At 62.6% G+C, this 12,939-nt stretch carries 9 protein-coding genes; 3 read left to right on the plus strand and 6 right to left on the minus strand.

Going from position 1 to position 12,939, the window contains the following annotated elements:
• Positions 1–18: 18 nt before the first annotated feature.
• A complete protein-coding gene (locus ACF8R3_RS08250) occupies positions 19–450 on the plus strand; it encodes a hypothetical protein (RefSeq protein ID WP_058638111.1) in 432 nt (143 codons plus the stop codon).
• Between the two features lie 15 nt (positions 451–465).
• Positions 466–912 carry an excinuclease gene (locus tag ACF8R3_RS08255; RefSeq protein WP_196185531.1) on the plus strand — a complete coding sequence of 149 codons (447 nt, stop codon included), beginning with the start codon at positions 466–468 and terminating at the stop codon, positions 910–912.
• Positions 913–939: 27 nt separating this feature from the next.
• Here ACF8R3_RS08255 and ACF8R3_RS08260 read toward each other — a convergent pair whose 3' ends face one another.
• Positions 940–1,833 carry a LysR family transcriptional regulator gene (locus ACF8R3_RS08260; RefSeq protein ID WP_058602927.1) on the minus strand — a complete coding sequence of 298 codons (894 nt, stop codon included), beginning with the start codon at positions 1,831–1,833 and terminating at the stop codon, positions 940–942.
• A 199-nt stretch (positions 1,834–2,032) separates the two neighbouring features.
• Here ACF8R3_RS08260 and ACF8R3_RS08265 point away from each other — a divergent pair, with 199 nt between their 5' ends.
• Complete coding sequence (locus tag ACF8R3_RS08265) at positions 2,033–3,190, plus strand: MFS transporter (RefSeq protein ID WP_241493063.1); 1,158 nt, start codon at positions 2,033–2,035, stop codon at positions 3,188–3,190.
• Between the two features lie 75 nt (positions 3,191–3,265).
• Here the strand turns inward: ACF8R3_RS08265 and ACF8R3_RS08270 are convergent, their stop codons facing one another.
• The 5 genes from ACF8R3_RS08270 to ACF8R3_RS08290 all read right to left on the minus strand — a co-directional run bounded on the left by ACF8R3_RS08270 (position 3,266) and on the right by ACF8R3_RS08290 (position 12,937).
• A complete protein-coding gene (locus ACF8R3_RS08270; protein WP_058602925.1) occupies positions 3,266–3,616 on the minus strand; it encodes a YgiW/YdeI family stress tolerance OB fold protein in 351 nt (116 codons plus the stop codon).
• Between the two features lie 130 nt (positions 3,617–3,746).
• Positions 3,747–4,811 (minus strand): uroporphyrinogen decarboxylase, encoded by a 1,065-nt coding sequence (gene hemE / locus ACF8R3_RS08275; protein WP_078479269.1) that lies wholly within the window; start codon positions 4,809–4,811, stop codon positions 3,747–3,749.
• Positions 4,812–4,987: 176 nt separating this feature from the next.
• Positions 4,988–6,406: an FAD-dependent oxidoreductase gene (locus ACF8R3_RS08280; protein ID WP_078479270.1), complete on the minus strand. Its 1,419-nt coding sequence runs from the start codon at positions 6,404–6,406 to the stop codon at positions 4,988–4,990.
• Between the two features lie 121 nt (positions 6,407–6,527).
• On the minus strand, positions 6,528–10,973 hold the full coding sequence (gene gltB / locus ACF8R3_RS08285) for a glutamate synthase large subunit (protein WP_078479271.1): 4,446 nt from the start codon (positions 10,971–10,973) through the stop codon (positions 6,528–6,530).
• A gap of 371 nt (positions 10,974–11,344) precedes the next feature.
• The gene (locus ACF8R3_RS08290) at positions 11,345–12,937 is read right to left on the minus strand and encodes an SPOR domain-containing protein (protein ID WP_058638115.1); all 1,593 of its coding nucleotides are present in this window, start codon (positions 12,935–12,937) and stop codon (positions 11,345–11,347) included.
• Positions 12,938–12,939 lie beyond the last annotated feature (2 nt).

Consider the following 12,939-nt stretch of genomic DNA (forward strand, 5'->3'; position numbering starts at 1 on the left):
TCGATAGGAGCGCAAGGAATGTCCTCACTGCTACGCGCCGCTGCACTAGGGCTGGTACTGGCCGGCCTTGCCGGTTGTACCTCCAAGCCGGTGCTCAACCCCTCGGAACAACTGGCTGCTGCCACCCCTTACACCCAGCAGCAGGTCCAGCAGGCGATCCTCAAGGCCATCGTCGAGCGTGGCTGGACGGCCCGTTCGGTGGGCGCCTCGGTCATTCAGGCCGACATCACCGTGCGCAATACCTTCTACGCCGCCGTGGATATTCACTACAGCGCCAGCCAGTTCCGCATCGATTACCGCGATAGCCGCGAACTGGGCTATGACGACGGCAAGATCCACCGCAACTACAACCGCTGGGTCTACAACCTGGACCGCAGCATCGTGCGCCAGCTCAACGCACTGTCCGCCGATCAGCTTCTGCAACGCAGCAACGCCTCATCCAACCACTGACCAAGGAAGACCCCGATGCGCTTGAAAACCCTGACCGCCGCCACCGCCCTGCTGCTCGCTGCCCTACCCGGCATGAGCCAGGCTCGCGACACAGCGCTGTACCTGCCGTTCGAAAAGGTGGTGCAGCAGATGCTCGCCGAGAAGAAGCTCGATGGCTCGGTCAAATTCTACCTGGCCGGCGTAAAGCCGCGCGGCAAGGTCACCGTGATCAGCCCCAACTCGGTCACCAACAAGAAAACCAACGCCTTCAACAAGAGTGACGAGGCTGCCTGTGAGTGGGCCCTGCAATCCGCGTTGCTGACCTTGCAGGACGCTGCTCGCAAGGCAAACGCCAATGCCGTGACGAACATCGCCAGCTACTACAAGCGCAACGAGCGCAAGGACGCTTCCACCTACGAATGCCACGCCGGTGCAGTGATTGCCGGTGTTGCGCTCAAGGGTGACCTGGCCCGCGTCAACTGATGACTCTCCGCGCTCACCGGGCAGGTTTCATCCCTGAACCTGCCCGGTGAGCAGCTCGGCAAATGCCTCGGCCATCGCCGACCTGCGGCACTGGCGCTGTACCAGCCAGACCGCCGAGGTGGCCTGCTCGTCCAGCAAGGTGCGGTACACCACGCCCTCGATGCGCATGCGCTGATAGGACGCCGGCAGCACCGACACCCCAAGCCCCGCCGACACCAGGCCGATGATGGTCATGGCCTCCCCTGCTTCCTGCGCGAAATGGGGACTGAAACCCGCCTGGCGCGCCAGATCCAGTAACTGCGCGTACAAACCACTGCCGTAGCTGCGTGGAAAGAAAACGAAAGGCTCGTGGGCCAGCGCTGCTAGGTGCACACCCTGCTCGGCGCCGTTGGCCAGCGCATGGGAGGCGTTGATCACTGCCACCAAGGGCTCACGAAACAGCTCGGTCGCAACCAGGCCGTCGGCCAGCGGCATGGGTCGCATCAGCCCCACTTCGATGGACTCGTCGAACACGCCCTGCGCCACTTCGCGGCTGCTCATTTCCATGAGGTTCAAATGCACGGCTGGAAAGCGCTGCCGGAACGCATGAATCGCCTTGGGAATTTTCGATGTGAACGGGGCCGAGGATGTGAAGCCGATCTTCATTTCACCCAGTTCACCCAACTGTGCGCGGCGGGCGACATCGGCGGCCTTTTCGACCTGCGCCAACACCTGGCGAGCCTCTTCCAGAAACAGTCGCCCGGCCTCGCTGAGCTCGACACGGCGGTTGGTCCGCTCGAACAGCCGCGCACCGAGTTCCTGCTCGAGCGCAAGGATCTGTTGGCTAAGTGGCGGCTGCGAGATGCCCAGTTGCTGGGCTGCCCGGCCGAAGTGCAACTCTTCGGCAACCGCGACGAAATAGCGTAGATGGCGCAGCTCCATCACCCACCTCATAGGTCGTGAAACGTCTTAATTAGGTCGAACAATATATTGGACCTAATTATTAGCCAGCTATATGATTTTTTCACTGCCTCTGAGGTAATTGCCCGTGAAAACCGCTGTAGCCCTCGTATCGACCCAACCTGAACCCGAGCCTGTGACCTCGCACGACGCCTGGATCGAAAAGGGCACCCCGGCGTTCATGAGAACGGTACTGGCGCTGTTCAGCGGCGGCTTCGCCACCTTTGCCCTGCTCTACTGTGTACAACCGATGATGCCCTTGCTGTCGAAGGAATTCGGCATCAACGCTGCACAGAGCAGCCTGGTGCTTTCGGTCTCGACTGGCATGCTGGCGCTTGGGCTGCTGGTCACGGGCCCGATCTCTGACCGCATCGGCCGCAAGCCAGTGATGGTGGCGGCCCTGGGCTGCGCGGCCTTGTCCACGATAGCCAGCGCGCTGATGCCGACCTGGGAGCTGGTCCTGGCAACTCGGGCCTTGGTCGGGTTGTCGTTGAGCGGGCTGGCGGCCGTGGCCATGACCTACCTTAGTGAAGAGATCCACCCACAGCACATTGGCCTGGCCATGGGCCTGTACATCGGCGGCAATGCCATCGGCGGCATGTGCGGGCGCCTGATCACGGGCGTGCTGATCGATTTCGTCAGCTGGCACGCGGCATTGCTCACCTTGGGAAGCCTGGCACTGCTGGCGGCCATCGTGTTCTGGAAGGCATTGCCCGAGTCGCGCAACTTCCAGCCCCAGACCCTGAACCCACGCACGCTGGTCAACGGGTTCCTCATGCACTTCAAGGACGCCGGCCTGCCCTGGCTGTTTCTCGAAGCCTTCCTGCTCATGGGCGCCTTCGTCACGCTGTTCAACTACATCGGCTACCGCTTGCTGGCCGAGCCTTATCACATGAATCAAGCCCTGGTGGGTTTGCTGTCGGTCGTCTACCTGTCTGGCATCTACAGTTCGGCCCAGGTGGGCGCTCTGGCTGACAGGCTGGGACGGCGCAAGGTGTTCTGGGCCAGCATCGTGGTCATGGGCGGCGGCTTGCTCATGACCCTGACCCAGCCGCTGTCGCTGATCATCCTGGGCATGCTTGTCTTCACATTCGGCTTCTTCGGGGCCCACTCGGTGGCCAGCAGCTGGATCGGGCGACGAGCGCTCAAAGCCAAGGGGCAGGCCTCCTCGCTGTACCTGTTCTGTTACTACGCCGGTTCAAGCGTGGCGGGCACGGCTGGCGGGGTGTTCTGGCACCATTGGGGCTGGAACGGCATCGGCCTGTTCATTGGATGCTTGCTGGCGGTGGCCCTGATGGTGGCGTTGCGCCTGAGCACCTTGGCGCCGAAGGCCGCCTGAAGGCAGGGGAACGCGGCAACGCAGGCAGGCTCGCAGTGGATCCGCCGCGAGCCTGCCTGCGACAGGATCACTGGATCAGTTGATGATCTCGACCCGGTCCACGTCCACCTCGCGGCTCATCAAGTGTTTTTCGACTTCACCGATGAGCTTGACCTTGGTCTTGTCATTGAATGGTGTGGGCGGCAGGTCCTCGTCGTCGATCTCGACCGTAATGGTGCCGGTGCTGTCCTTGAATTCGTATTTATCATCGTTGTCGAGCTTGCGGGTCACGTAGCCCTGCAAGACCACCGGCGTATCGTCCGCGGCCTCGCTGGCAGCGGCCACGGTGGCAATCGACTGCGCACCAGGGCCGGTGTAGCCGCCTGACGCCAGTGCAGCGGTGCTGAACAAGGGGGCAAGGATCAGGGCAAGGTAGCGTGCTTTCATGGGAGCGGGTCCTATCTCTGTTGGAGTAGGACCAGCCTAGCGAGCACCGCTGAATTGAAACTTAATGCGACAATCTCGCTGCACTCAGCCCCGGCCGGGCTACGCAGCGTCATGCGCTGTCACAAGCGGCTCACAGGTGATACTGCGCCGACAGCTCGTGCACGGCGTTGATGAAAGCGCCCGCGTGTTCAGGATCGACCTCCGGCGTGATGCCGTGGCCCAAGTTGAACACATGGCCGCTGCCGTGGCCGTAGCTGGCCAGGATGCGTGCCACTTCCGCACGAATGGCCTGCGGCCGGGCATACAGGACGGTCGGGTCCATGTTGCCCTGCAAGGCGACCTTGTCACCCACCCGGCGACGGGCATCGCCGATGTCGCAGGTCCAGTCCAGCCCCAATGCATCGGCCCCGGCATCGGCAATGCTTTCCAGCCACAGGCCGCCGTTCTTGGTGAACAGGATCACCGGCACCTTGCGCCCGTCGTGTTCGCGAATCAGGCCGCTGACGATCTTGCGCATATAGGCCAGGGAGAACTCCTGATAGGCCGCCGACGACAGGTTGCCGCCCCAGGTATCGAAGATCTGCACGGCCTGGGCACCGGCCAGGATCTGCCCATTGAGGTAGCTGGTCACCGACTGCGCCAGTTTGTCCAGTAACAGGTGCAGTGCCTGCGGATTGTCATAGGCCATGGCCTTGGTCTTGCGAAAATCCTTGGAGGAGCCGCCTTCGACCATGTAGGTGGCCAGGGTCCAGGGGCTGCCGGAGAAGCCGATCAGCGGCACGCGGCCGTTGAGTTCGCGGCGGATGGTACTGACCGCGTCCATCACATAGCCCAGGTCTTTCTGCGCGTCGGGAACAGGCAGCGCCTCGATGTCGGCCGGGGTGCTGACCACCTTCCTGAAACGCGGGCCTTCACCGGTTTCGAAATACAGGCCAAGGCCCATGGCGTCCGGGATGGTGAGGATGTCCGAGAACAGGATCGCCGCATCCAGCGGGTAACGGTCCAGCGGCTGCAGGGTCACTTCGCAGGCGAACTGCGGGTTCTTGCACAGGCTCATGAAGTCGCCGGCCTTGGCGCGGCTGGCGCGGTACTCCGGAAGATAGCGGCCGGCCTGGCGCATCATCCAGACCGGGGTCACGTCAACGGGTTGCTTGAGCAGAGCACGCAGGAAACGGTCGTTCTTCAGGGCAGTCATGTCGGCATCCGGAAAAATAGTGGGGGCATTTTCTCAGACACCGACACAAAAGGCACGGTCGGGGCCATGCGTTTTGTTTTTTGCGTGCTTCAGGTCAAGCATTCCCGGGCAGGTCTGGCGCTTGTCCCTGGCAAGTGAGGCCGCCCAGCGACCCCACGTGACCTGCCAGAGCGCGCTTAGACCTCCAGGTAGTCCAGGATGCCTTCGGCTGCGGTGCGCCCTTCGAAGATCGCGGTCACGACCAGGTCCGACCCGCGCACCATGTCGCCACCGGCGAACACTTTCGGGTTGCTGGTCTGATGCTTGAACCTGCTCTTCTCCGGCGCCACCACACGGCCCTGGCTGTCGAGCTGGATATCGTGCTGCTCGAACCAGGGGGCAGGGCTGGGGCGGAAGCCGAACGCGATCACCACCGCATCGGCCGGCAGGATCTCTTCGGAGCCTGGGATCGGCTCCGGGCTGCGGCGCCCACGCGCATCAGGCTCGCCCAGACGCGTCTCGACCACCTTCACCCCCTCGACCTTGTCCTCACCGACAATGGCGATGGGCTGGCGGTTGTAGAGGAACTTGACCCCCTCTTCCTTGGCGTTCTTCACTTCCTTGCGCGAACCCGGCATGTTGGCTTCGTCGCGGCGATAGGCACAGGTCACCGACTGGGCACCCTGGCGAATCGAGGTGCGGTTGCAGTCCATGGCCGTGTCACCACCACCCAAGACCACGACTTTCTTACCCTTCATGTCGACGAAATCTTCAGGCGACTTCTCGAAACCCAGGTTGCGGTTGACGTTGGCGATCAGGAAATCCAGAGCGTCGTGCACCCCTGGCAGGTCCTCGCCAGGGAAGCCGCCTTTCATGTAGGTATAGGTGCCCATGCCCATGAAGACTGCGTCGTACTCAGCCAGCAACTGCTCCATGGTCACGTCCGTGCCCACGTTGGTGTTGAGGCGGAACTCGATACCCATGCCGGTGAAGACTTCGCGGCGATTGCTGAGCACGCTTTTCTCGAGCTTGAACTCAGGGATGCCGAAGGTCAGCAAGCCGCCGATTTCCGGGTTCTTGTCGAACACCACGGGCGTCACGCCGGCGCGCACCAGTACGTCTGCGCAGCCCAGGCCAGCCGGGCCGGCACCGATGATGGCCACGCGCTTGCCGGTTGGTTTGACCTTGGACATGTCCGGGCGCCAGCCCATGGCGAAGGCCGTGTCAGTGATGTACTTTTCCACCGAGCCGATGGTCACGGCGCCGAAACCGTCGTTCAGGGTGCAGGCACCTTCGCACAGACGGTCTTGTGGGCATACGCGCCCACAGACTTCGGGCAAGGTGTTGGTCTGGTGCGACAGCTCGGCGGCCGCCAGGATGTTGCCCTCGGACACCAGCTTCAACCAGTTGGGAATGAAGTTGTGCACGGGGCACTTCCACTCGCAATACGGGTTACCGCAGCCCAGGCAACGGTGCGCCTGTTCCACGGACTGCTGCGGCTTGAAGGGTTCGTAGATTTCCACGAACTCTTTCTTGCGCTGGCGCAGCAATTTTTTCTTCGGGTCCTTGCGACCCACTTCGATGAACTGGAAGTCGTTGTTCAGACGTTCAGCCATTTTTCAAAACCTCTTAACAGCAGCCGCACGCTACACGCTGCAAGCCGCAAGACGATCACTTGAGCCGGGCAAACCCTGGGCGGCTCCGTTCGAGCGCCCAGGGTTGGTCACGTGCAGCTGTTTACTGCGGGTTGGCGCGGGTGCTGGACAGCAGTTGCTTGAGGTTGGCGGCCTTGGGCTTGACCAACCAGAAACGTCGTACATAGTCGTCCAGGTTTTCGGAGAGCTCACGCCCCCACTCGCTACCGGTTTCATCCACATACTCGGCAAGAACCCGCGCCAAGTGGCTGCGGTAAGCCTCCATCGCTTCACCACTGATGCGCTGGATTTCCACCAGTTCGTGGTTGAGCTTGTCGACGAAGCTGTTATCCATGTCGAGCACATAGGCGAAACCGCCCGTCATGCCAGAGCCGAAGTTGTAACCGGTCTTGCCCAGGACGCAGACGAAGCCACCGGTCATGTACTCACAGCAGTGATCACCAGTGCCCTCTACCACGGCGTGGGCACCAGAGTTGCGTACAGCGAAGCGCTCGCCCGCCGTGCCGGCAGCGAACAACCTGCCACCGGTGGCGCCGTACAGGCAGGTGTTGCCGACGATTGCGCTGTGCTGGGTTTCGAACGGGCTGCCAGCCGGCGGCACGATGGTGACCTTGCCACCGGTCATGCCCTTGCCGACGTAGTCGTTGGCGTCACCCTCAAGGTACAGGTTCAGGCCGCCGGCGTTCCAGACGCCGAAGCTCTGGCCTGCGGTACCTTTGAAACGGAACGTGATCGGCGCACCGGCCATGCCCTGGTTGCCATACAACCGGGCGATTTCACCAGAGACACGCGCACCGATGGAACGGTCGCAGTTGCAGATGTCGAGCGCGAACTCGCCACCGGCCTGGTCACGCACAGCCGGCATGGCCATTTCGACCATCTTCTCGGCAAGCTCGCCCTTGTCGAAGGGCGGGTTTCTGTCCACCTCGCAGAACTGCGGCTTGTCGGCCGCAATGTGCGAGCTGCCCAACAGCGGGGTCAGGTCCAGGTGGTGCTGGCGCTCGGTGTCGCCCGGCAGTACCTCAAGCAGGTCGGTGCGCCCGATCAGCTCGCCAAGGCTGCGCACGCCAAGCCTTGCCAGCCACTCTCGGGTTTCCTCAGCCACGAAGGTAAAGAAGTTGACGACCATGTCGACCGTGCCGATGTAGTGATCCTTGCGCAGCTTGTCGTTCTGGGTCGCCACGCCGGTCGCGCAGTTGTTCAGGTGGCAGATACGCAGGTACTTGCAGCCCAGCGCGATCATTGGGGCGGTGCCGAAGCCGAAGCTCTCGGCACCCAGGATGGCAGCCTTGATGACGTCCAGGCCGGTCTTGAGGCCGCCGTCAGTCTGTACCCGGACCTTGCCGCGCAAATCGTTGCCGCGCAGGGTCTGGTGAGTCTCGGCCAGGCCCAGTTCCCACGGCGCGCCCGCATACTTGATCGAGGTCAGTGGCGATGCGCCCGTGCCGCCGTCGTAGCCCGAGATGGTGATGAGGTCGGCATAGGCCTTGGCCACGCCAGCGGCGATGGTACCGACACCCGCCTCGGCCACCAGCTTGACCGAAACCAGCGCCTGCGGATTGACCTGCTTGAGGTCATAGATCAGCTGCGCCAGGTCTTCGATCGAGTAGATGTCGTGGTGCGGTGGGGGCGAGATCAGCGTCACGCCCGGTACGGCATAGCGCAGCTTGGCGATCAGGCCGTTGACCTTGCCGCCGGGCAGCTGGCCGCCCTCGCCGGGTTTGGCGCCCTGGGCCACCTTGATCTGCAACACTTCGGCATTGACCAGGTATTCAGGGGTCACGCCAAAGCGGCCGGTCGCCACCTGCTTGATCTTGGAACTCTTGAGGGTGCCGTAGCGGGCTGGGTCTTCTCCGCCTTCACCGGAGTTGGAACGCGCGCCCAGGCGATTCATCGCCTCGGCCAAGGCTTCGTGAGCCTCTGGAGACAGCGCACCCAGCGAGATACCGGCAGAATCGAAGCGCTTGAGGATGGCGTCGAGCGGCTCGATCTGCTCCAGCGGCAACGGCTGGTCGGCCACCTTGACCTTCAACAGGTCGCGAATCATCGACACCGGACGCTGGTCGACCAGCGTGGTGTACTCCTTGAACTTGGCGAAGTCGCCCTGCTGCACGGCCGCTTGCAGGGTGTTGACCACGTCGGGGTTATAGGCGTGGTATTCGCCACCGTGTACGAACTTCAGCAAGCCACCCTGCTGAATCGGCTTGCGCACGCTCCAGGCCTCGGCAGCCAACAGCTTCTGGTCACTCTCCAGATCGACGAAGCGCGCACCCTTGATACGGCTCGACACACCCTTGAAGCTCAGCCCAACCACTTCTTCGGCAAGGCCGATGGCTTCGAACAACTGGGCGCCCCGGTAGGAGGCGACCGTGGAGATGCCCATTTTCGACAGGATCTTGAGCAGGCCTTTGGAGATGCCCTTGCGGTAGTACTTGAAGACCTCGTCCAGATCGCCCAGCACTTCGCCCGTGCGGATCAGGTCGGCCAGCACTTCATAGGCCAGGTACGGGTACACAGCCGAGGCCCCGAAGCCCAGCAGCACGGCGAAGTGGTGCGGGTCGCGGGCGGTGGCGGTTTCCACCAGGATGTTGCTGTCGCAACGCAGGCCTTGCTCGGTCAAGCGGTGATGCACTGCACCTACGGCCAGCGAAGCATGCACCGGCAGCTTGCCGGGTGCGATGTGCCGGTCGCTGAGCACCAGTTGCGTCTTGCCCGCGCGCACGGCCTCTTCGGCCTGGTCGGCGATGTTGCGGATAGCCGCTTCCAGCCCGACGGCCTCTTCGTAGTTCAGATCGATCAACTGACGCTCGAAGCCGTCACGCTCCAGATTCATCAGCGAGCGCCACTTGGCCGGCGAAATGACGGGCGAGCTCAGGATGACGCGTGAGGCATGCTCCGGCGACTCCTGGAAAATGTTGCGCTCGGCGCCCAGGCAGATCTCCAGCGACATCACGATCGCTTCACGCAGTGGGTCGATCGGGGGGTTGGTGACCTGGGCGAACTGCTGGCGGAAGAAATCGTACGGCGAGCGCACGCGCTGCGACAGCACGGCCATCGGCGTGTCGTCACCCATCGAGCCGACCGCCTCCTGGCCCTGTTCACCCAAGGGGCGCAGCACCTGGTCACGTTCCTCGAAGGTAACCTGGAACATCTTCATGTACTGCTTGAGCTGGTCAGCGTCGTAGCTGGCCACACCCTGGTCGTCGGTCAGGGTCGCCTGGATCCGCGTGGCGTGCTGACGCAGCCAGCGCTTGTACGGGTGACGAGACTTGAGACGGTCATCGATGGCATCGGTGTCGAGGATCTGCCCGGTCTCGGTGTCCACCGCCAGGATCTGCCCAGGCCCGACGCGGCCCTTGGCCAGTACTTCATCAGGCTGATAGCCCCACACCCCGATTTCCGAGGCAATGGTGATGTAGCCGTTGGTGGTGGTGACCCAGCGCGCCGGGCGCAGCCCATTGCGATCGAGCAGGCATACCGCGTGGCGGCCTTCGGTCATCACGATGCCGGCCGGGCCGTCCCATGGCTCCATGTGCATGGAGTTGTATTCATAGAAGGCGCGCAGGTCGGCGTCCATGGTCTCGACGTTCTGCCAGGCTGGCGGCACCAGCATGCGCACGCCACGGAACAGGTCAATACCGCCGGTCACCATCAGTTCGAGCATGTTGTCCATGCTCGAGGAGTCTGAGCCGACGCGATTGACCAGCGGGCCAAGCTCTTCAAGATCGGGGATCTGGTCATTGGCGAATTTGGTACGCCGAGCCATGGCCCAGTTGCGGTTACCCGTGATGGTATTGATCTCGCCGTTATGGGCGAGGAAGCGGAAGGGCTGCGCCAGCGGCCACTTCGGCAGGGTGTTGGTGGAGAAGCGCTGGTGGAACACGCAGATCGCGGTTTGCAGGCGCTCGTCGCTCAGGTCCGGGTAGAACGCAGCCAGGTCCCGCGGCATCATCAAGCCTTTGTAGATGATGGTCTTGTGCGAGAAGCTGCAAATGTAGTGGTCGGCGTCATGGGCATTGGCTACAGACGAACGGCGACGGGCGCTGAACAGCTTGATGGCCAGTTCCTGATCGCTCAGGCCGTCGCCACCGATGAACACCTGCTCGATCTGCGGCAAGCGCTCCAGGGCCAGGCGGCCCAGCACGCTGGTGTCGATCGGCACCTTGCGCCAGCCCACCAGCTGCAGGCCGGCCGCACGGATTTCACGGTCCATGTTGGCGCGAGCCGCTTCTGCCTTTATCGGGTCCTGGTTGAAGAACACCATGCCAACGGCGTACTGCCTGGGCAGTTCGACGGCAAAATGTTCCTGGGCCATGGCACGCAGGAACTGATCGGGCTTCTGCATCAACAGCCCGCAACCGTCGCCGGTCTTGCCGTCGGCGTTGATACCGCCGCGGTGCGTCATGCAGGTCAACGCCTGCATGGCGGTTTGCAGAAGGTGGTGGCTGGGCTCGCCCGTCATATGGGCGATCAGGCCGAAACCACAGTTGTCCTTGAATTCTTCGGGATGGTACAGACCTGTTTTCATAGACACATTCTCACCAGGTTCACCCCTCAACGGAGGCAAATCTCTTTTTTAACAACCACTTACCATCCACGCCGATCAAACGCCAGCTTTTTTGCGGTGGCCATGGAAAACCATTGTTGCACAGCGACAGCGACACTCACAAATTTTCATGTCTCACCATTGAAAATTTATGTCGCATTTTTGAATGTATTGATGCCGCCAACCAGGTGGCAACTTCACTGGACTCTGAAGCGATTCAGCCAGAGCTGCGTGGGTGGCTTGTGGCCGACAGCCCGGGACAGAAAAGCCTGCCGCGCTTGGGCGCAGCAGGCTAGACGAAAACCAGAATTCGCTTGGCTACAGGGCAGCGGGGTGATGCTGCCCGGAAGGTATCAGCGGGCCGAAGCCAGCTCTTGTTGGACGCTGGCGACAGTACGTGGCCAAGGTTTACCAGCCTGGACCTTCGCTGGCAAGTTCTTGATGGCGGCCACCGCTGCATCGCGGTTGGCGAAGTTGCCGTAGGTGACCACGTACAGCGGCTTGCCCTGCAGGGACTTGCGGAAGTAGCGATAGTCGCCACCTTGGGCTTTCACAAAGGCCTGGGCCGACGCTTCGGAGCTGGTCCCCAGAATTTGCACTACATAGTTGCCTGGCTTCTGGCCGGTGTACCAGGCGCTGTTGCCGCTGCCACCTGACGCTGATTTTTCAGCAGGTTTCTCGGCAGCCTTGGGCGCGGGCTTGGCCACCGCCACCTGGGTACGTGCAGGCTCAGGCTTGGCCGGCGAGGTCTGCTTGGGCTGTTGCGTGACCGCCGGCTTGGCCGTGGAGGTAACCGGCTGGGCAGGCGCCGGAGCTGGGCCAGCAGACACACCTTGTGGCGGTGCGATGGTGGTGACCGTGGGTGGCGGATTGCCCGGTTGCAGCGCTGTATCACCCGCCGGGCTGCCCTCTTCGCCCTCGCCCATGCCTGCTGCCTGGGCCAACGGTTCACGCATCACCGGTTGCGACTGCCCGCCCAACGGCAGGGGCTTGGGCTGGGACGAGCCGGAGAACTCGATTGCCGCGCTGGAATTGCCGTCGCCAAGGGGCAACTGGGCTTGGGCTGCGGGTGCATCTTCAGGGGCCTTGTCGCCCTTGCGGGGCATCAACACCGCCGCGGCCACGGCGACGACGACCACGGCGGATAGCGCGAGTACGTGTTTTTTAGGCATCTTGAACCCCATGGCTGGTCGCTTTGCCGTCGTGCGGCTGGCGATCATGGCTTCGATCAGAGTGTCACGGGCAACCTGGTTGATAGTGCCAGGCCACCCATCGGCATTTTCATGGATATCGGCGATCTGCTCCCGGCTGAACACCTCGATACCCCGGCCAGCACCCACCAGGCGCTGTTCGAGGTACTCGCGGGTTTCATCCTCGCTGTACGGCGCAAGTTCGATGATGTGGAAGCGTTCTTCCTCGATGTTCAACTCATCGAGCCCTGCGATCAGCGATGGCTCACCGAACAGGAAGACATGCGGACGCCCTTCGGGAACGCCTGCCGCCAGTTCCAGCAACGCTTGGAGTGCCGACTCGTCCAGTTGTTCCGCATCGTCCACCAGCAGATACACTTCCTGGCCAGTCAGGGCCAGTTGCACCATCTTGGACAGGATGCTCTGCACCTGCGGCTCGGCCACATCCAGGTATTGCGCGATCTGGCCGAGAATACTGGCAGCATCGCCGGCACTGCGGGCCGACACCACGACGCTCTGCACCGACTGCTTGTTGGTGCTGGCCGCCAGCGCCTGGCGCAGCAGGGTCTTGCCGCTGCCCAGAGGCCCGGTGACCACCAGCATCAGGTGGCTGTAGCGGGCCAGGTGGTGCAGCTGTGCCAGGACCGGCTTGCGCTGGGCGGGGAAGAACTTGAAGCCCGGTACGCGTGGTGCGAACGGGTCGTGGCTCAGTTGGTAATGGTCGAGAAAGGCCTCATCGGCGTGCAAACTGGTCATTG

It is taken from the genome of Pseudomonas sp. FYR_7 (assembly GCF_043106155.1).
In the GTDB taxonomy this organism is placed as follows: domain Bacteria; phylum Pseudomonadota; class Gammaproteobacteria; order Pseudomonadales; family Pseudomonadaceae; genus Aquipseudomonas; species Aquipseudomonas parafulva_B.